This is a genomic window from Streptomyces sp. NBC_00464 (assembly GCF_036013915.1).
Taxonomy (GTDB): domain Bacteria; phylum Actinomycetota; class Actinomycetes; order Streptomycetales; family Streptomycetaceae; genus Streptomyces.
In genome coordinates, this window is record NZ_CP107899.1 from 4,309,988 (window position 1) to 4,330,038 (window position 20,051).

General features: G+C 68.0%; 16 protein-coding genes and 2 rRNA genes. 15 read left to right on the forward strand and 3 right to left on the reverse strand.

Features of this window, described 5'->3' with window-relative positions; all coding sequences use genetic code 11:
- Positions 1–147 precede the first annotated feature (147 nt).
- The 10 genes from OG912_RS19440 (at position 148) to OG912_RS19485 (ending at position 10,417) form a co-directional block, all read left to right on the forward strand.
- Positions 148–3,274: ribosomal RNA gene (locus OG912_RS19440) — 23S ribosomal RNA — on the forward strand.
- A 96-nt stretch (positions 3,275–3,370) separates the two neighbouring features.
- Positions 3,371–3,487 (forward strand): 5S ribosomal RNA (gene rrf, locus OG912_RS19445).
- 73 nt (positions 3,488–3,560) lie between these two features.
- On the forward strand, positions 3,561–4,205 hold the full coding sequence (locus OG912_RS19450) for an HAD family hydrolase (protein WP_326736911.1): 645 nt from the start codon (positions 3,561–3,563) through the stop codon (positions 4,203–4,205).
- A gap of 42 nt (positions 4,206–4,247) precedes the next feature.
- A complete protein-coding gene (locus tag OG912_RS19455; RefSeq protein WP_327710453.1) occupies positions 4,248–5,450 on the forward strand; it encodes an MFS transporter in 1,203 nt (400 codons plus the stop codon).
- A complete protein-coding gene (locus OG912_RS19460; RefSeq protein ID WP_327710454.1) occupies positions 5,419–6,591 on the forward strand; it encodes an acetoin utilization protein AcuC in 1,173 nt (390 codons plus the stop codon). The genes OG912_RS19455 and OG912_RS19460 overlap by 32 nt, the downstream gene beginning before the upstream one ends.
- 93 nt (positions 6,592–6,684) lie before the next feature.
- Entirely contained in the window at positions 6,685–7,500 is an 816-nt protein-coding gene (locus OG912_RS19465) for a phosphatase (RefSeq protein ID WP_327710455.1), read from the forward strand.
- A 128-nt stretch (positions 7,501–7,628) separates the two neighbouring features.
- The gene (locus OG912_RS19470) at positions 7,629–7,841 is read left to right on the forward strand and encodes a helix-turn-helix domain-containing protein (protein ID WP_123460011.1); all 213 of its coding nucleotides are present in this window, start codon (positions 7,629–7,631) and stop codon (positions 7,839–7,841) included.
- A gap of 110 nt (positions 7,842–7,951) precedes the next feature.
- On the forward strand, positions 7,952–8,050 hold the full coding sequence (locus OG912_RS19475) for a 30S ribosomal protein bS22 (RefSeq protein ID WP_003948845.1): 99 nt from the start codon (positions 7,952–7,954) through the stop codon (positions 8,048–8,050).
- A gap of 234 nt (positions 8,051–8,284) precedes the next feature.
- Positions 8,285–9,373, forward strand: a complete 1,089-nt coding sequence (locus OG912_RS19480) for an NAD-dependent epimerase/dehydratase family protein (protein ID WP_327710456.1) — start codon at positions 8,285–8,287, stop codon at positions 9,371–9,373.
- 15 nt (positions 9,374–9,388) lie between these two features.
- The gene (locus OG912_RS19485) at positions 9,389–10,417 is read left to right on the forward strand and encodes a lysophospholipid acyltransferase family protein (RefSeq protein ID WP_327710457.1); all 1,029 of its coding nucleotides are present in this window, start codon (positions 9,389–9,391) and stop codon (positions 10,415–10,417) included.
- A gap of 176 nt (positions 10,418–10,593) precedes the next feature.
- Here OG912_RS19485 and OG912_RS19490 read toward each other — a convergent pair whose 3' ends face one another.
- The 3 genes from OG912_RS19490 to OG912_RS19500 form a co-directional block, all read right to left on the reverse strand.
- Entirely contained in the window at positions 10,594–11,799 is a 1,206-nt protein-coding gene (locus OG912_RS19490) for a DUF5667 domain-containing protein (RefSeq protein ID WP_327710458.1), read from the reverse strand.
- Positions 11,800–12,185: 386 nt separating this feature from the next.
- Positions 12,186–12,962 (reverse strand): ECF subfamily RNA polymerase sigma factor, BldN family, encoded by a 777-nt coding sequence (locus OG912_RS19495; protein WP_326736903.1) that lies wholly within the window; start codon positions 12,960–12,962, stop codon positions 12,186–12,188.
- A 354-nt stretch (positions 12,963–13,316) separates the two neighbouring features.
- Positions 13,317–14,282, reverse strand: coding sequence for an HAD family hydrolase (locus OG912_RS19500; RefSeq protein WP_326736902.1), 966 nt, complete (start codon positions 14,280–14,282; stop codon positions 13,317–13,319).
- 181 nt (positions 14,283–14,463) lie between these two features.
- On the opposite strand from OG912_RS19500, the gene OG912_RS19505 reads away from it, so the two are divergent.
- From OG912_RS19505 to OG912_RS19525, 5 genes are all read left to right on the forward strand, one after another.
- Complete coding sequence (locus OG912_RS19505) at positions 14,464–14,739, forward strand: glutaredoxin family protein (protein WP_326736901.1); 276 nt, start codon at positions 14,464–14,466, stop codon at positions 14,737–14,739.
- Positions 14,740–15,011: 272 nt separating this feature from the next.
- Positions 15,012–15,785, forward strand: coding sequence for a redox-sensing transcriptional repressor Rex (locus OG912_RS19510; protein WP_326736900.1), 774 nt, complete (start codon positions 15,012–15,014; stop codon positions 15,783–15,785).
- A complete protein-coding gene (locus OG912_RS19515) occupies positions 15,782–17,278 on the forward strand; it encodes a glutamyl-tRNA reductase (RefSeq protein WP_327710459.1) in 1,497 nt (498 codons plus the stop codon). The genes OG912_RS19510 and OG912_RS19515 overlap by 4 nt, the downstream gene beginning before the upstream one ends.
- On the forward strand, positions 17,275–18,261 hold the full coding sequence (gene hemC / locus OG912_RS19520; protein ID WP_327710460.1) for a hydroxymethylbilane synthase: 987 nt from the start codon (positions 17,275–17,277) through the stop codon (positions 18,259–18,261). The genes OG912_RS19515 and hemC overlap by 4 nt, the downstream gene beginning before the upstream one ends.
- Entirely contained in the window at positions 18,258–19,925 is a 1,668-nt protein-coding gene (locus tag OG912_RS19525) for a bifunctional uroporphyrinogen-III C-methyltransferase/uroporphyrinogen-III synthase (RefSeq protein ID WP_326736897.1), read from the forward strand. Before hemC ends, OG912_RS19525 begins: the two co-directional genes overlap by 4 nt.
- Positions 19,926–20,051: the final 126 nt, after the last annotated feature.

The window sequence follows — 20,051 nt, forward strand, 5'->3', positions numbered from 1 at the left end:
TTGTGTCGGGCACGCTGTTGGGTATCTGAAGGTACGGCCGTAATGGTCGTCCTTCGGTTGCCGGCCCCAGTGAACTCATCCGGTAAGGGTGGGGTGATGGGTGGCTGGTCGTTGTTTGAGAACTGCACAGTGGACGCGAGCATCTGTGGCCAAGTTTTTAAGGGCGCACGGTGGATGCCTTGGCACTAGGAACCGATGAAGGACGTGGGAGGCCACGATAGTCCCCGGGGAGCTGTCAACCAAGCTTTGATCCGGGGGTTTCCGAATGGGGAAACCCGGCAGTCGTCATGGGCTGTCACCCACTGCTGAACACATAGGCAGTGTGGAGGGAACGAGGGGAAGTGAAACATCTCAGTACCCTCAGGAAGAGAAAACAACCGTGATTCCGGGAGTAGTGGCGAGCGAAACTGGATCAGGCCAAACCGTATGCGTGTGATACCCGGCAGGGGTTGCGCATGCGGGGTTGTGGGATCTCTTTTTCATGGTCTGCCGGCCGTGAGACGAGTCAGAAACCGTTGATGTAGGCGAAGGACATGCGAAAGGTCCGGCGTAGAGGGTAAGACCCCCGTAGCTGAAACATCAACGGCTCGTTTAAGAGACACCCAAGTAGCACGGGGCCCGAGAAATCCCGTGTGAATCTGGCGGGACCACCCGTTAAGCCTAAATATTCCCTAGTGACCGATAGCGGATAGTACCGTGAGGGAATGGTGAAAAGTACCGCGGGAGCGGAGTGAAATAGTACCTGAAACCGTGTGCCTACAAGCCGTGGGAGCGTCGCTGTATCGTGCTTGCACGATGCAGTCGTGACTGCGTGCCTTTTGAAGAATGAGCCTGCGAGTTTGCGGTGTGTTGCGAGGTTAACCCGTGTGGGGAAGCCGTAGCGAAAGCGAGTCCGAATAGGGCGATTTAGTAGCGCGCTCAAGACCCGAAGCGGAGTGATCTAGCCATGGGCAGGTTGAAGCGGAGGTAAGACTTCGTGGAGGACCGAACCCACCAGGGTTGAAAACCTGGGGGATGACCTGTGGTTAGGGGTGAAAGGCCAATCAAACTCCGTGATAGCTGGTTCTCCCCGAAATGCATTTAGGTGCAGCGTCGTGTGTTTCTTGCCGGAGGTAGAGCACTGGATAGGCGATGGGCCCTACCGGGTTACTGACCTTAGCCAAACTCCGAATGCCGGTAAGTGAGAGCACGGCAGTGAGACTGTGGGGGATAAGCTCCATGGTCGAGAGGGAAACAGCCCAGAGCATCGACTAAGGCCCCTAAGCGTACGCTAAGTGGGAAAGGATGTGGAGTCGCAGAGACAACCAGGAGGTTGGCTTAGAAGCAGCCACCCTTGAAAGAGTGCGTAATAGCTCACTGGTCAAGTGATTCCGCGCCGACAATGTAGCGGGGCTCAAGCGTACCGCCGAAGTCGTGTCATTCCAGCATGTACCCCCAACGGGGGCTGGGATGGGTAGGGGAGCGTCGTGTGCCGGGTGAAGCAGCCGCGGAAGCGAGTTGTGGACGGTTCACGAGTGAGAATGCAGGCATGAGTAGCGATACACACGTGAGAAACGTGTGCGCCGATTGACTAAGGGTTCCTGGGTCAAGCTGATCTGCCCAGGGTAAGTCGGGACCTAAGGCGAGGCCGACAGGCGTAGTCGATGGACAACCGGTTGATATTCCGGTACCCGCTTTGAAACGCCCAATACTGAATCAGGCGATGCTAAGTCCGTGAAGCCGGCCCGATCTCTTCGGAGTTGAGGGTAGTGGTGGAGCCGACGAACCAGACTTGTACTAGGTAAGCGATGGGGTGACGCAGGAAGGTAGTCCAGCCCGGGCGGTGGTAGTCCCGGGGTAAGGGTGTAGGCCGTGTGGTAGGTAAATCCGTCACACATTAAGGCTGAGACCTGATGCCGAGCCGATTGTGGTGAAGTGGATGATCCTATGCTGTCGAGAAAAGCCTCTAGCGAGTTTCATGGCGGCCCGTACCCTAAACCGACTCAGGTGGTCAGGTAGAGAATACCGAGGCGTTCGGGTGAACTATGGTTAAGGAACTCGGCAAAATGCCCCCGTAACTTCGGGAGAAGGGGGGCCATCACTGGTGATCCGATTTACTCGGTGAGCTGGGGGTGGCCGCAGAGACCAGCGAGAAGCGACTGTTTACTAAAAACACAGGTCCGTGCGAAGCCGTAAGGCGATGTATACGGACTGACGCCTGCCCGGTGCTGGAACGTTAAGGGGACCGGTTAGCTGACTTTCGGGTCGGCGAAGCTGAGAACTTAAGCGCCAGTAAACGGCGGTGGTAACTATAACCATCCTAAGGTAGCGAAATTCCTTGTCGGGTAAGTTCCGACCTGCACGAATGGCGTAACGACTTCTCGACTGTCTCAACCATAGGCCCGGTGAAATTGCACTACGAGTAAAGATGCTCGTTTCGCGCAGCAGGACGGAAAGACCCCGGGACCTTTACTATAGTTTGATATTGGTGTTCGGTTCGGCTTGTGTAGGATAGGTGGGAGACTTTGAAGCGGCCACGCCAGTGGTTGTGGAGTCGTCGTTGAAATACCACTCTGGTCGTGCTGGATGTCTAACCTGGGTCCGTGATCCGGATCAGGGACAGTGTCTGATGGGTAGTTTAACTGGGGCGGTTGCCTCCTAAAGAGTAACGGAGGCGCCCAAAGGTTCCCTCAGCCTGGTTGGCAATCAGGTGTTGAGTGTAAGTGCACAAGGGAGCTTGACTGTGAGACCGACGGGTCGAGCAGGGACGAAAGTCGGGACTAGTGATCCGGCAGTGGCTTGTGGAAGCGCTGTCGCTCAACGGATAAAAGGTACCCCGGGGATAACAGGCTGATCTTCCCCAAGAGTCCATATCGACGGGATGGTTTGGCACCTCGATGTCGGCTCGTCGCATCCTGGGGCTGGAGTCGGTCCCAAGGGTTGGGCTGTTCGCCCATTAAAGCGGTACGCGAGCTGGGTTTAGAACGTCGTGAGACAGTTCGGTCCCTATCCGCTGTGCGCGTAGGAATATTGAGAAGGGCTGTCCCTAGTACGAGAGGACCGGGACGGACGAACCTCTGGTGTGCCAGTTGTCCTGCCAAGGGCATGGCTGGTTGGCTACGTTCGGAAAGGATAACCGCTGAAAGCATCTAAGCGGGAAGCCTGCTTCGAGATGAGTATTCCCACCCTCTTGAAGGGTTAAGGCTCCCAGTAGACGACTGGGTTGATAGGCCAGATGTGGAAGCCCGGTAACGGGTGGAGCTGACTGGTACTAATAGGCCGAGGGCTTGTCCTCAGTTGCTCGCGTCCACTGTGTTAGTTCTGAAATAACGAACGGCCGTGACTGTATTTAATTAAATACAGTATCCGGTGTTGGTTAATTTCATAGTGTTTCGGTGGTCATTGCGTTAGGGAAACGCCCGGTTACATTCCGAACCCGGAAGCTAAGCCTTTCAGCGCCGATGGTACTGCAGGGGGGACCCTGTGGGAGAGTAGGACGCCGCCGAACTCCTTTTGATAGTTAAGCCCCGTGCCCTTGTGGCACGGGGCTTTTCTGCGTTCCGACCGTTTAAGGTCATGACATGCGCTACGAACTGGTCATCTTCGACAACGACGGTGTGCTCGTGGACAGCGAGCCGATCGCCAACACCATCCTGGCCGGCTACCTCACCGAGCTCGGACACCCCACCTCGTACGAGGAGTCCCTCCGCGACTACATGGGATCAGCCGTGCACCGGGTGCACGACCTCGTCGAGGAGCGGGGCGGGGACAAGCTGCCCGCGGACTTCGACGACACGCTCCACTCACGGATCTTCGCCGCGTTCCAGCGCGAGCTGCAACCGGTCCCCGGCGTGGAGGAGGTGCTGGGGGAGCTCGTCGCCGACGGGATTCCGTACTGCGTCGCCTCCTCCAGCAGCCACGAACGGATCCGCGTCAGCCATCGCGCGACGGGGCTCGACCAGTGGTTCGAGGAGGAGTGGATCTTCTCGGCGGAGGACGTGGGCCGGGGGAAGCCGGCGCCCGATCTCTTTCTCCTCGCTGCCGAACGGATGGGGGTGGCTCCGGAGCGGTGTGTCGTCATCGAGGACAGCCCGCTCGGGGTGGAGGCAGCCAGGGCCGCGGGCATGGATGTGTACGGGTTCACGTCGATGATGCCGGCGGACCGGCTGGCCGGGGTGACCGGGCATTTCTCCGACATGGGACAGCTGCGGGAATTGCTTGCCTGACGCGTCTACCCATGGGTAGAGACTGGCTCTACGCTCGCGCACATGACAGATGCACGTTTGCGGCACGGCAGAGCTTCCCTCGCGTTGAGCTTCTTCGTGCAGGGCGTCACCTTTGCTCTCCTTGTCACCCGGATCCCCGCGATTCAGGACCGGTACGGGATATCCGACGGCCTGCTGCCCGTGTTCCTCGCCGCCGTGCCGATCCTGGCCGGGGTGGGCAGCGTGGTCACCGAGAAGGTGGTCGCGCGGGTGCGGCCGAGGGTGGTCCTGCGGTGGGCGCAGCCGGTTGTGCTGCTTGCGCTGCTCGGCGTCGGTGCCGGGAGCGAGATGTGGGAAGCGGCCCTGGCGCTCGGTGTGTTCGGGCTGTCCGTCGGTGCGCTGGATGCCTCCATGAACATGATGGGGGTCAGTCTCCAGCGGGCGTACGGGCGTTCCATCATGCTCGGCTTCCACGCCGCGTACAGCCTGGGCGGGATCGCCGGGGCGTCCATGGCGTGGGCCGGGGCGCACTGGGATCTGTCGCTGCTGATCTCGTATCTTCCGGTCGTCGTGGTGCTGCTGCCCGTCGCGTTCTTCGGGAGCCGGTGGTACGTCGAGGGGAAGCAGCAGGAGGAGCTGCTGGGCGCGGAGCGGGGGAAGGCCGGTTCGGTCTCCTTCAAGCTGCTGATGCCGCTCTGTCTGGTGATGTGCTTCGCGTACATCGGGGATTCGACGGTCTCCAACTGGAGTGCGAAGTATCTGCAGGATGTGCTGGGGAGTTCGGAGCAGCTCTCGACCGTCCCGTACAACGTCTACATGGTGACGACGCTGCTGGGGCGGGCCGTCGGGGACTTCGGCGTGCGGCGGTTCGGGGCTGTGGCCGTGGTGCGGTCCGGGAGTGTGCTGGCCGCTGCAGGGTTCGGGGTGGTGGCCGTCGCCGGCGGCGCCTGGGTGGGGATGCTCGGGTTCACCATGCTGGGGCTCGGGCTCTGTGTGATCGTGCCGCAGACGTTCGCCGCCGCCGGGCGGATGTTCCCCGGGGCGAGCGATTCCGCCATCGCCCGGCTGAACATCTTCAACTACGTGGGATTCCTCGTGGGCTCGCCCCTGGTGGGGGCGCTCGGGGATGCGTGGAGCTATCGGGGCGCGATGCTCGTGCCGATGGTGCTGGTGCTTGCGACGCTCATGTACGCCAAGTCGTTCGGCGCGGAGCCTGCCCGATACGGTGGCGGGCATGAGCGGCCGCGCACAGTTGATGTGGGATGACGCAGTAACGGGATACGACTTCGGGGACAGTCATCCCATGGACCCGGTCAGGCTCGCCCTGACGATGGGGTTGGTGCGGGCGTTCGGTCTCGACCGGGCGGTGGACGTCGTGGCGGCCAAGGCGGCCGGGGATTCGACGCTGCGGCTCGTGCACCGGCCGGACTATGTGGCGGCGGTGCGGGCGGCCTCCGCCGACCCGCGGGCCGCGGACCAGAGCTACGGGATCGGGACGACGGACGATCCGGCGTTCGCCGGGATGCACGAGGTGTCGGCGCTGATCGCCGGACAGTCGGTGGCGGCGGCCGAGGCCGTGTGGCAGGGCAGGACCGGGCACGCCGTGAACTTCTCCGGCGGGCTCCATCACGCCATGCCCGGTGGGGCTGCGGGTTTCTGCATCTACAACGATCCGGCGCTCGCCATCGCGCGGCTGCTGGAACTGGGGGCGGAGCGGGTCGCGTACGTCGATGTGGACGTGCACCACGGCGACGGGGTGCAGGCGGCGTTCTGGGAGGACCCGCGGGTTCTGACCATCTCGCTGCACGAGCACCCGCGGACGCTCTTCCCGCAGACCGGGTGGCCGGAGGAGACCGGTGCCGGGGCGGGGGAGGGCGGTGCGGTCAATGTGGCGCTGCCGGCCGGTACGGGGGACGCGGGGTGGCTGCGGGCGTTCCATGCGGTGGTGCCGGAGCTGCTGGCGGACTTCCGGCCGCAGGTGCTGGTGACGCAGCACGGGGCCGATACGCACTTCGAGGACCCGCTGGCCCATCTCGCGGTGTCGCTGGACGCACAGCGGGCCGTGATGGCCGCCTGCCACGATCTGGCGCACGAGTACGCGGACGGTGGGCGCTGGGTGGCGCTCGGCGGGGGCGGTTATGCGGTGGTGGACGTGGTGCCGCGGTCCTGGACGCATCTGGTGGGGATCGCCGCGCACGCGCCCGTGGACCCGGAGTCGGTGATCCCGTCGTCGTGGCGCGACGAGGTGTACGCCCGGACCCGGCAGCTCGGACCGGCCCGGATGACGGATGGGCGTACCCCTTCGTGGAAGGCGTGGGAGGACGGCTACGACCCCGCGGACCGGCTGGATCAGGCGGTGCTCGCGACCAGGCGTGCGGTGTTTCCGCTGCGGGGGCTGCTGACCTGACGCCCGGAGTGCCGGGGGTGCGGGTTACGCCAACTGTGGGGCGTAATCCGGGTTTTGGCCCCTGGGCGCGGTGGGTGGGGGAGCATCGGCAGGGTGTTGAGCACCGGAGCGCTGCGTGCGCATCTGCTGGCGGCCCGGCTGGCCGGGCCCGTGGCCACCTCGCGGGAAGTGAGTCTGCGGAGCTATCGGCTGTTCGCGGCCAGGGATCCGCGGGTGACGCTCGGCCTCGATCCCGGACGGGTGTGGGGGGAGCGGGACCTGCTGCGGCTCATGGCCGACAGGTGCGGGGTCTCGGACGATCCCGCGCATGTCTCGGGTCCCGACGTGATCGATCCGGAGCGGACGGTGGCGGGTCTTGACGCGTTTGCCGAGCGGTTGTCGGATGCCGCGGTGCGGCAGGTGCCGGTCCTGTTCGGGACGGGGCATCCGCACCGACTGCTCGGCTTCTACGCGGCGCTGGCAGACGCCTTGTCGGCGGTGGGGTGTGCCGTGCTCACCCCCGCGCAGGGGCGACGTATCGACATAACGACCCGGTTCGGCGTACGTACGTACCACCTCGACTACGTACGGGGAGTCGCGATGGTGCGCGAACCCGGCGTGCGGGTGCCGGGTGGTGGCACCGGCGCACACACCCACTCACCGCTCCCGCTGAGGGTGGCGCTGGAGGCCGCCGTGGATGCCCGGGAGCCGCTGCCGGAACTCGTCGTGGGGGACCACGGATGGGTCTGCGGGGCAGGTCAGCTGGGTATCGAGGCGATCGGTCTGGCCGATACGGATGATCCGGCGCTGTTCGTCGGGGAGGCGGAGGGCCGGGTGTCGGTCGCCGTTCCGCTCGACGACGCCGTGCGGTCCGCGTACTACCTGCCGCTGACGCGCTATGTACTCAATCGGGCGTGTCTGTCACAGTAGGCGGCCGATCGTCTCTCCTCTTCCCCACTCGCATCACCCGCCCCTAATCTGGGGAGTGAGCGCACAGCGACGAAGAGTCACCGGAGGGGAAGCCGGTGCGCGTCTCGTGCGGAAGGTACAGGTGGGTCATGGCTGCTGACAGCGAGAGGCCTCTCAACGAGGTCAAGTTTCTGACTGTGGCGGAAGTCGCCTCGGTCATGCGAGTGTCGAAGATGACCGTGTACCGCTTGGTGCACAGTGGTCATCTGCCGGCGATCCGGGTGGGAAGGTCCTTCCGGGTGCCGGAGCAAGCGGTTCACGAGTATCTCCGCGAGTCCTTCGTGGGGGTGGGGACGGCCTGACGTTCCCCTCGGATTACGTACCTCACGCGGTGGCGGGTAGGCTAGGCCGACGTAGGTCGTGTGGGCCCAGACGCCCCGCACCAGTGAAGAAGAAGTGAGCGAGGGTAGTCGTGGGCTCTGTTATCAAGAAGCGGCGTAAGCGGATGGCCAAGAAGAAGCACCGCAAGCTGCTCAAGCGCACGCGCGTTCAGCGTCGCAACAAGAAGTAAGCGAACGCAGTTCGTGAAATCCGCAGCCCTCCCGCCGATCAGGCGGGAGGGCTGCGGTGCTGTACGGGGGGTATGCGCGAAGGGTGCGCACATTCGGGCCAAGACGCGGAACCCGGCCGCCGCGCAGGCGTCACGGGGCAACATCCACCCGCTACGGTGACGACCGGGGGAGTGCCTTTCTCGCGGGGCGCCCCTCTCACTCACCTCGCGGGAGACCGACGGAAGGCGCTGATCTTGGGGAAGGTCGTGCTCGTCACGGGAGCGGCCCGGCAGCTGGGTGGCCGGTTCGTGCGGCGCATCCAGCGTGATCCGGACGTGGACCGGGTGATCGCGGTCGACGCGGTCGCGCCCGGGCACCAGCTGGGCGACGCCGTCTTCGTCCGCGCGGACATCCGCCAGCCCGCCATCGCCAGAGTCCTCGCCGAGCACGCGGTCGACACGGTCGTCCACCTGGACGTCAGCGCCAAGGCGCTGGGGGCCCAGGGACGTACCGCGGTCAAGGAGACCAACGTCATCGGCACCATGCAGCTGCTCGGCGCCTGTCAGAAGGCGCCGTCCGTCCGGCGGATGGTGGTCAAGTCCAGTACGGGTGTGTACGGTTCCGCGCCCCGCGATCCGGCGGTCTTCCACGAGACCACCCCGCCCAAGTCCCTGCCCGGCGGGGGCTTCGCGAAGGACGCGGTGGAGGTCGAGGGGTACGTACGGGGCTTCGCGCGCCGCCGGCCGGACGTGGCCGTGTGCGTGCTGAGGTTCGCGAACATCCTGGGCCCCGATCCCGACTCGCCGCTCGCCGACTATCTGTCGCTGCCGGTGCTGCCGACGGTGTTCGGGTACGACCCGAGGCTTCAGTTCGTCCACGAGGACGACGTCCTCGACGTCCTCGGCATCGCCGCGGGCGAACCGCGGCGCGGGACGCTGAACAGCGGCACGTTCAACATCGCGGGGGACGGGGTGCTGCTGCTCTCGCAGTGTTCGCGGCGGCTGGGGCGGCCGACGATGCCGCTGCTGCTGCCCGCGGTCACGTGGGTCGGGCAGGCGCTGCGTACCGTCGGCATGACGGACTTCTCGCCGGAACAGATCCGGCTGCTCACCCATGGCAGGGTGGTCTCCACGGTCCAGATGCGCGAGACCCTGGGCTTCCGTCCGCGGTTCTCCACGGCGGAGACCTTCGCCGAGTTCGCGCGCAGCCGGGGGCCCGGGCTGCTGCCGCCCGCGGCGGTGGGCCGGGCCGTCGACAGGCTGGCCGCGATGCCGTTCGCCGGGGGGACCGGCGGGGCCCCGGGGAGCAGCGGCGACACACACCCGACTCCGAGCGTCAGGTAGAGGAGCGCACCGACGATGGCGGATGCCAAGGTCATTCCGTTCGACGACGACCGTTCGCGGTCCGGGGGCGTGCCGCGCGCCGCGCGCCGGCGGCCCTCGGGGCGCGGCACGGGGTCCGTCAGCGCCCTGCCCGGGCAGCCGGGGCCCGGGGTGCCACCGGAGGGGCAGGAGGAGGCTGTGGTGGCTTCTGAGGACATGGGAGGCGGCGGCTGGGACCGGCGGATCGCCGGCGGGCTCGCGTTCCTGCGGCGGCGGGTCACGGGCGAGTACGACGTCGACGAGTTCGGTTACGACGAGGAGCTCACCGACCAGGTCCTGATGTCGGTGCTGCGGCCGGTGTACGAGAAGTACTTCCGGGTCGAGGTGAAGGGCATCGAGAACATCCCGTCGGACGGCGGGGCGCTCATCGTGTCCAACCACTCGGGGACGTTGCCGCTGGACGGGCTGATGCTCCAGGTCGCGGTGCACGACAACCATCCGGCCCAGCGGCATCTGCGGCTGCTCGCGGCGGACCTGGTCTTCATGCTGCCGGTCGTGAACGAGCTGGCCCGCAAGGCCGGTCACACGCTGGCCTGTGCGGAGGACGCGGAGCGGCTGCTGCGGCAGGGCGAGGTCGTCGGGGTGATGCCGGAGGGGTTCAAGGGCATCGGCAAGCCGTTCGGCGAGCGGTACAAGCTGCAGCGCTTCGGGCGGGGCGGCTTCGTGTCGACGGCGCTGCGGGCCGGGGTGCCGATCGTGCCGTGCTCGATCGTGGGGGCGGAGGAGATCTACCCGATGATCGGCAACTCGAAGACGCTGGCGCGGCTGCTGGGTATCCCGTACTTCCCGATCACGCCGACGTTTCCGTGGCTGGGGCCGCTGGGGGCGGTGCCGTTGCCGACGAAGTGGACGATCCAGTTCGGTGAGCCGATTGCCACGGATGGGTATCCGGTGGAGGCGGCGGAGGATCCGATGCTGATGTTCAATCTGACGGATCAGGTGCGGGAGCAGATTCAGCACACGCTGTACAAGTTGCTGGTGCAGCGGCGGTCGGTGTTCTTCTGAGCTGCCCGGGCGTCCGGGCGTGGCGTTTTGTCCTCAAGCGCCGGACGGGCTGGGAATGGTTGGCCTCGGGTGCGCCGGGGCGGGCGTCATGTCCTCAAGCGCCGGACGGGCTTGGTTGTGCCGCGCGCGATTGACTGTGCCGGACGGGCTTGGATGTGCCCGTCCGGCGATGTGTGTCAGGTCTTGTCGTCCTCGGCGTCGATTCCGAGGCCGCCGATCAGGCCGGGGATCAGTGGCGGAAGGGTGATGTCCGGCGACGGGGTGGTGCTCGGTGTGTCCTGCGTCGGTGTGGTGGCGCCGGGTGAGGGCGGGTCGAAGAGTCCGTCCGTGCCGCCGCCGAGCAGGCCGTCCGCCGGGGTGCTGCCCGAGTCCGACGGCCGGGGCGAGGAGCTGGTTCCCGTACCGCTGCTGCTGTGCGTGCCGGTGGGGGACGAGGGCGACGGGGCGTGTGAACGGGAGGGCGGGGCGGAGTCGGTGCCGGTGCCGGTGGTGCCGGACTCCTGGGATCCGTTGCTCGCCTCCGGGGGGCGGGGGAGCAGGGACTGCAGCGGCTCGACCTCTTCGTCTATGGCCGCGAAGACCGAGCTCACCTGGTCGCCGACGTCGGTCAGCTGTACGGGGAGGCTGTCGCGGAGGCTGCTCCAGCTGTCGCGGTGTGCGCGGGAGAAGGTGTCCAGCGCCTGGATGGGGCCGATCGTGCCGTCGCGTTCATAGGCGGCGTGGAGCAGGCGGTGGCCCTCGGTGGCGTCGTGGGTCATGCCGTTGAGCGTGCGCCTGACCTCGCCGAGCTGTTCGTGGTCCAGGTCGCCCGAGCGGGCGCGCTCCATCAGCCTGCGGGCTTCGCTGAGCCGGGTCGAGGCCTGGTCCAGGTAGACCTCGCCGCGGTCCGCGTCGCCGTCGGCCAGGCCGAGGTGGATGTCCTCCATGCCGCGCTTGAGCCCGTAGAGCGAGTCACCGGGCAGGGCGTCGGAGCTGGCGGCGGCCACGCCGCCGAAGGCTCCTGCGGCCACACCGACGGTGAGCCCGCCGGCGGCGAGGCCCTTCGTCCAGCGCGATCTGGGGCGCAGTTTCCGGAGTGGCGAGGCCCGGTGGGCCCCCTTGCCCCGTTGTTCGGGCACCGTAGGGTCCGCGGCTGCGCCGCCCTCGGCGAACATGGCCTCCATGGCGGCGACGAGCTGGGCTCGCTGCACCACTTTGACCTCGGGATCCAACTCCGGCTTCGGTAGCTCACCGAGGCCGTTCGCCAGGGCCAACAGCGGTCCGGGGCCGGCCTGTTCGGCCGGGTCCTCGGGCTGTACGGCCGCCGCACCGCGGAGCGACTGCTCCTCCAGGGCCTGGGCGAAGGCGTTCGCCCGCCGGTGTGCCGAAACGTTTGCGATCACTGGCGGCACCTCCTCTCGTCATGACGGTCGACTCCCCTGTGGGTCCGGAAGGTTGCACACCTTGAGCGCATCCACACGAATGAGTGAGTGTCTGCGGACATGGGGTGACGACAGGGGGCCTGCAACCGGCACAACGAGCGGCGCGGCACTTGGGTTACGCACGAAAGATGATCGGACCAGTGCGTGATGAACACATCGCCGACAGTGATTCGGGTAGGGCCTTTCGTTTGGATCAGGCTGGATCAGGGAGCGGGGTCCGGTGCCTTGCATCGCAAGGCGGAGGAGGGAGTCATGGCGGAGCCATGGCGACCGACGACAACGCCGCGACGTGCGGTGCCGGACCCCGCGAGCCCAGCCTGATCCAAACGAAAGGCCCCGGGGGTGGGTCAGCGGGCGTCGTCCGGAAGGAGCCGGGCAAGGGTGCGGACGGCGCGATACTGCAGGGTCTTGATCGCGCCCTCGTTCTTGCCCATCGCCCGGGCGGTCTCGGCGACCGAGAGGCCTTGCAGGAAGCGCAGGGTCACGCACTCCTGCTGCTGGGGATTGAGTCGGCGCACGGCTTGCAGCAGTGCGGCATTGGAGAGGGACTCCAGGACGGAGTCCTCGGGGCTGCGCTCGACCTCGTTGGCGTCGAGCATTTCGCCGGTGGTCACTTCCAGTCGGAAGCGACTGGATTTGAAGTGGTCGGCGACCAGGTTGCGAGCGATCGTGACCAGCCAGGCACCGAAGTCACGGCCCTGCCAGGTGAAGGTGGAGATGCGCCGCAGGGCGCGCAGGAAGGTCTCACTCGTGAGGTCCTCCGCTGTCGCCTTGCCGCCCACCCGGTAGTAGATGTAGCGGTACACGGTGTCGCTGTACTGGTCATAGAGGCGGCCGAAGGCGTCAGCCTCACCGGCCTGTGCGCGCTCGACGAGATCCATCATGCGCGCGCTGTCGCTGTCGGCCGTCGGCCGACGAACGGTGGACGTGGTCGTTGCGCCGCGGTTGCTGCGTCTTCCGACCGCCGCGCCGCGTTCGGCCAGGGCGTAGCAGGGGCCGGCAGGTGCAGGGGTGGCAAAGGCGGGTACGGCGTACGCGGTGGGGACGAAGCCGCGCAAGCGGTCGGCGACCGTTGCGCGCAGCGTAGCCAGGCCCGAGGCGTCAACCCCGACGTGTGGGTACACGGGACTCCCAGAGGCAGAGCTTCCATCACGTGCAGTGCGAAACCGTCACTCGTCGTAGTGAGTGGTGGGTTCCGGAATGCGTCTGAGGAGAATAACGCTTCGTACAGGCAGTGCTACACCCAGTTGCTCAAATCACCGATTACGTCGCTTCCGTAGCGACTATTCGACGCATCAAGTAGCACATCGTGACCGGTTATTGATCGGATTACTTCGGGATCTGCCTGGAGTCGCGACAGGTTGTGGTCGAGTGCGGGTAACCCGACTGGCCGGAGCGGTCGGTGGGCAGGGGGTCCCGATTGGCGGCAGGGGGCCGGGCGTGGCCCGGCCCCGGGTCGGAGGCTGCCGGGTGGTCCGTCAGCGGCGGCGGCGGTGCAGGGCGACGGCCGCCGCGGTGCCGCCGGCGAGGGCGCCCACGCCGGCCGCGGCCGGGATGCCGACCTTGGCGGCCTTGCGGCCGGTCCGGTAGTCGCGCAGCCGCCAGTCCAGGGCGCGCGCGTGCTTGCGGAGCTTGGTGTCCGGGTTGATCGCGTACGGGTGCCCGACCAGGGACAGCATCGGGATGTCGTTGTGCGAGTCGCTGTACGCCGCGCAGCGGGCCAGGTCCAGGCCCTCCGCCGCGGCCAGCGCGCGTACCGCCTCGGCCTTCGCCGGGCCGTGCAGCGGTTCGCCGACCAGGCGCCCGGTGTAGACGCCGTCGACGGATTCGGCGACGGTGCCCAGCGCGCCGGTCAGGCCGAGCCGGCGGGCGATGATCGTGGCCGTCTCCACCGGGGCGGCGGTGACCAGCCAGACCTTCTGGCCGGCGTCGAGGTGGGCCTGGGCGAGTGCGCGGGTGCCGGGCCAGATGCGGTCGGCCATGTACTCGTCGTAGATCTCCTCGCCGATCGACATCAGCTCGGAGACGCGGTGGCCCTTGACGATGGACAGGGCGCTGTCGCGCGCGTCCTGCATGTGTTCGGGGTCCTCGACGCCGGCCAGCCGGAACCAGGCCTGCTGCCAGGCGAACCGGGTGAGCTCGCGGCGCTCGAAGAACTTCCGTTTGTACAGCCCGCGGCCGAAGTGGAAGATCGCCGCGCCCTGCATGACGGTGTTGTCGAGGTCGAAGAAGGCGGCGGCCCGGTCGTCGCCGACGACGGGGAACTCGGGTTCACCGTCCTGCGCGGCGGACTGCGTGCCGGAGGCGGCGCCGTCCTCGGCAGCGGCGGACTGCTCGGCGGCGAGCGAGGACTTCCGTGCTGCCTCCGCCGCTGCTTCGCCTGCCAGCACGCTGCGTGCTGTCGCGGAACGCCTACGCGGTGTGAGCCATCCAAGAGCGGCCATGCCGTGAGCATAGCCAGTTGCCCCGCCCCTTCCCGACCTGCCGGGATGCGGTGGCGTGAACTCTCGGAGACCGACGCGTTAAACGGGCGATTCCGGGCGTACCGGTTCAAGGCCGGTCCGGGGTCGGTCCTGGATCGGTTCAAGGCCGGATCCCGCCCGGGGGCGGCGCAGAATGAAAGGTATGAGTGCCCTGCTGCGTCGTACGAAGAAGAAGCCCGCCGACCGCGTGGTGACCCTGGTCGGGAAGCCGGGGTGTCACCTCTGTGACGACGCCAGGGCGGTGGTGCGGGCGGTCTGCGAGGAGACCGGCGCGTCCTGGGAGGAGAAGGACATCACCCGGGACGAGGAGCTGTACAAGGAGTACTGGGAGCAGATCCCCGTGGTCCTCGTAGATAACGAACAGCACACGTTCTGGCGGGTGGACCCGGCGAGACTGCGCAGTGCGCTGCTTTCCTGAGTGAAACCCGGTTACCATCATGGGCGTTTTGAGTGGTCTCGGGGGAGTGGCTGTGAGGAGTGTGTTCCGCTTTGCCCCCTTCGGGCCTGCAACGGGCTGATGCGATCCGCGGTTCCTGGATCGCCCGGCGAATGCGCGTGACCCCGGTCACTTTGACCGGACAAAACGGACACCATCTTTGTGCACGCGTTCACAAAGACATAGCCTGCATTCGACGGGGCGGTCTTGGGACATACGGCCGCCTGCAGCCCCGCTCATCCCGCAGGAGCACCGTGGCAACTGGCCGAAATCACCGACCGGCGACCCGTAGCCGAGGAATTCCCGAGGCCACCGTCGCCCGACTTCCGCTGTATCTCCGCGCACTGACCGCGCTCTCCGAGCGCTCGGTCCCCACGGTCTCCTCCGAGGAGCTCGCCGCGGCGGCAGGGGTCAACTCCGCGAAGCTGCGCAAGGACTTCAGCTATCTCGGCTCGTACGGGACGCGCGGCGTCGGCTACGACGTCGAGTATCTCGTCTACCAGATCTCGCGCGAACTCGGCCTCACCCAGGACTGGCCGGTCGCCATCGTCGGCATCGGCAACCTCGGCGCGGCGCTCGCCAACTACGGCGGTTTCGCCTCCCGCGGCTTCCGGGTCGCCGCGCTGATCGACGCCGACCCCGCGATGGCCGGAACGCCCGTCGCCGGGATCCCCGTCCAGCACGCCGACGACCTGGACCGCATCATCAGCGAGAACGGCGTCTCGATCGGTGTGATCACGACCCCGCCCGGCGCCGCCCAGCAGGTCTGCGACCGGCTCGTCGCCGCCGGCGTCACCTCCATCCTGAACTTCGCCCCGACCGTGCTCTCGGTGCCCGACGGTGTCGACGTGCGCAAGGTCGACCTCTCCATCGAGCTGCAGATCCTCGCCTTCCACGAGCAGCGCAAGGCCGGCGAGGAGGCCGCTGCCGCCGACAGCGGCCCGGACCCGGCCGCGCCGCCCGTGCGCGCCGCCACCAGCAGCCGGAAGGGACCCGACGGGGACATGCCCGCCGTGATGCCGGCATGAGTCTCCTTGTCGTAGGGCTGAGCCACCGCAGCGCCCCCGTCTCCGTGCTGGAGCGGGCCTCGCTGTCCGCCGACAGCCAGGCCAAGCTGCTCCAGGACACCCTCGCCGCGGAGCCCGCGGTCGAGGCCGCCGTCCTCGCCACCTGCAACCGCATCGAGCTGTACGCAGACGTGGACAAGTTCCACGCGGGCGTCGCCGAGCTGTCCACCCTGCTCGCCCAGCACAGCGGCGTCGGGCTGGACGAGCTCACTCCGTATCTCTATGTCCACTACGAGGACCGGGCCGTCCACCACCTCTTCTCGGTGGCCTGCGGACTGGACTCGATGGTGGTGGGCGAGGGCCAGATCCTCGGCCAGATCAAGGACGCGCTGGCACTGGGGCAGGAGCTCCACACCGCCGGCCGGCTGCTGAACGACCTCTTCCAGCAGGCCCTGCGGGTCGGCAAGCGCGCCCACAGCGAGACCGGGATCGACCGGGCCGGGCAGTCGCTCGTCACCTTCGGTCTGGAGCAGCTCGCCGACGGACGCGACACCGGGGCCTGGGCGAAGGGCAAGCGCGCCCTGGTCATCGGCGCCGGCTCGATGTCCTCGCTGGCCGCCGCGACCCTGGCCCGTACGGGCGTCGCCGAGATCGTCGTCGCCAACCGCACCCGCGCCCGCGCCGACCGGCTGGTCGAGATCCTCAACCAGGCCGGCGGTACCGGAGTGGCCGCCCACGCCGTGGAGATGGCCGCGGTCTCCGACGAACTGACACGTGCCGATGTCGTCGTCTCCTGCACCGGCGCCACCGGGCTCGTGCTGAGCGCCGAGGCCGTCGCCGGGGCGCTCGGGCTGGACTTCGACCCCGCCTGCGAGGCGCCCGCCGCGCCCGTGCCGGCGCCGCCCACCGCGCCGGACGAGCAGCACGCCGCGTGGGTGGAGAACGGTTCCGCCACCGCGATCGCGCAGGCCCAGGCCGTGCGCCGGATCCCGGCCCAGTCCACCGGACCCGTCCGGCTCGCCCTGCTGGACCTCGCCATGCCGCGCGACATCGACGGCGGCGCCGCCCGCCTCGACGGTGTGCGCCTCGTCGACATCGAGTCGCTCGCGGAGGCGTCCGCGGACGCCCCGATGGCCGCCGATGTGGACCAGGTGCGCACCATCGTGGCCGACGAGGTCGCCGCCTTCGGTGCCGCCCAGCGCGCCGCCCACGTCGCTCCCACCGTCGTCGCCCTGCGCACGATGGCTGCCGGAGTGGTCGCGGGCGAGATCGCACGGCTGGACGGACGCCTCCCCGACCTGGACGAGAAGCAGCGCGCCGAGATCTCGCAGACCGTGCGCCGCGTCGTCGACAAACTCCTGCACGCGCCCACCGTGCGGGTCAAGCAGCTCGCCAGCGAGCCCGGCGGCGCCGGGTACGCCGATGCGCTGCGGGAACTCTTCGACCTCGACCCGCAGACGGTCGCCGCCGTCTCCCGGGCAGACCTGAACGACCCGAATAGAGGGCGGTCATGACCGACAACTCACCCCTGGGCGCGGGGTCCACCCAGCCGCTGAGGCTGGGGACCCGGCGCAGCAAGCTCGCCATGGCGCAGTCCGGCCTGGTGGCCGACGCGGTCAGCGAGGTGACCGGGCGCGCCGTCGAACTCGTCGAGATCACCACGTACGGGGACACCTCCCGCGAGCACCTCGCGCAGATCGGCGGCACCGGCGTCTTCGTCGCCGCGCTCCGCGAAGCGCTGCTGCGCGGCGAGGTGGACTTCGCCGTCCACTCGCTCAAGGACCTGCCGACCGCGCAGCCCGAGGACCTCGTGCTGGCCGCGGTGCCGGTGCGCGAGGACCCGCGCGACGCGCTGGTGGCGCGCGACGGGCTGACCTTCGAGCAACTGCCGTCCGGCGCCCGCATCGGCACCGGCTCGCCGCGCCGCATGGCGCAGCTCAACGCGTACGCCCGCAGTCACGGCCTCGACATCGAGACCGTGCCGATCCGCGGCAACGTCGATACGCGTATCGGATTTGTGCGAAGCGGTGAACTCGACGCGGTGGTACTCGCCGCGGCCGGGCTCAGCCGCCTCGGACGGAGCGGTGAGGTGACCGAGTTCCTGTCGGTCGACACCGTTCTGCCCGCTCCCGGCCAGGGAGCACTGGCGATCGAGTGCGCTGCCAGCAGCGCCGACCTCGCCGCCGCGCTCGCCGAGCTCGACGACCCGTACACCCGGGCCGCCGTGACCGCCGAGCGTGCCCTGCTCGCCGCCCTGGAGGCCGGCTGCTCCGCACCTGTGGGTGCGCTGGCCGACCTCCTGGCCGACGGTCAGGCTGTCAACGAACTGCGCCTGCGCGGTGTCGTCGGTTCCACCGACGGTTCCTCGCTGGTTCAGCTGTCCACCACCGGTCCCGTCCCCACGTCGCACGACGACGCGGCGGCCCTCGGTCGCGAACTCGCGGCCGAGATGCTCGCCAAGGGTGCGGCCGGTCTTATGGGGGAGCGAGCACTTTGAGCCCCACCGGCCACGCCGCATCCGATTTTCCCGTCCTGTCCGCAGGGCACGTCACCTTCCTCGGCGCCGGTCCCGGCGACCCGGGACTGCTGACTCTGCGCGCCGTCGAGGCGCTTGCGAGCGCGGACGTTCTTGTCGCCGAGCCGGACGTTCTCGGCGTCGTCCGCTGCCATGCGCGGGCAGGCGTAAGCACGCCTGAGCTGACGGTTGTTGACGCACAGTCAACAGCCGCCGGTGTTCCCGTTCTCAGGGATGCGGTCAATCTTGTCATGGAGGCCGCGAAGGGCGGCAGGCGGGTCGTCCGTGCCGTCTCCGGTGATCCCGGTCTGGACGGCAACGCGGGCGGCGAGATGCTGGCCTGCGCCGCAGCGGGCATTCCCTTCGAGGTCGTGCCGGGTGTCGCCAACGTCGTGGGTGTGCCCGCGTACGCCGGGGTGCCGCTGCGCGACGCGCAGGGCGCGGACGTCCGCTTCATCGACGCCCGTACCGCCTCGGACCGCTGCTGGAGCGAGGTCGGCGCCAGCGACTCCACGTGTGTCATCTCGACGCAGCTCGACGCGGTGGCCGCGGCCGCCGGCGAGCTGGTCTCGGCGGGCCGCAAGCCCGACACCCCGCTGACCGTGACGGTCGCCGGTACGACGACGCGCCAGCGCACCTGGACGGCGACGCTCGGCACGATCGCCCAGGTCTTCAAGCAGGGCAAGATCCTGCCCTCGCCGGACGGGCACCAGCCCGTCATAGCCGTGGTCGGGGAGCGAAGCTCTGCCGCCCAGCGCGACCAGCTGGCGTGGTTCGAGTCCAAGCCGATGTTCGGCTGGAAGGTGCTCGTACCGCGGACGAAGGAGCAGTCCGCTTCTCTCTCCGACCAGCTGCGTTCGTACGGCGCGGTGCCGCACGAGGTCCCGACGATCGCCGTCGAGCCGCCGCGTACGCCCCAGCAGATGGAGCGCGCGGTCAAGGGCCTGGTCACGGGCCGCTACGAGTGGATCGCCTTCACCAGCGTCAACGCGGTGAAGGCCGTCCGGGAGAAGTTCGAGGAGTACGGGCTCGACGCGCGTGCCTTCGCCGGGATCAAGGTCGCGGCCGTCGGTGAGCAGACCGCAGCCGCGCTCGTCGACTTCGGTGTGAAGCCCGACCTGGTGCCCTCCGGTGAGCAGTCCGCCGCGGGTCTGCTGGAGGACTGGCCGCCGTACGACCCGGTCTTCGACCCGATCGACCGTGTCTTCCTGCCGCGTGCCGACATCGCCACCGAGACCCTGGTGGCCGGGCTGATCGAGCTGGGCTGGGAGGTCGACGACGTCACCGCGTACCGCACGGTCCGCGCCTCGCCGCCGCCCGCCGACACGCGTGAGGCCATCAAGGGCGGCGGTTTCGACGCGGTGCTCTTCACCTCGTCCTCGACCGTGCGCAACCTGGTCGGCATCGCCGGCAAGCCGCACAACGTGACGGTCATCGCGTGTATCGGCCCGGCCACGGCGAAGACCGCCGAGGAGCACGGTCTGCGCGTGGACGTCCTGTCGCCGGAGCCCTCGGTGCACAAGCTGGCCCAGGCCCTCGCCGAGTTCGGCGCGCAGCGCCGGGACGCGGCGAAGGAGGCCGGTGACCCGGTGACGCGGCCGAGCGAGCGCCGTCCGGGTGCGCGTCGGAGGCGTACGACGACCTGATCCGTCGTGACGAGTGCGGGGCCCGGCTGCTTCTTCGTGAAGCGGCCGGGCCCCGCCCCCGTTTTCCGCTGCTTTTCCCGGCACAGGTGTCGGCAAGAGCGTGATGTGTACGGGTCTAGTCTCGAA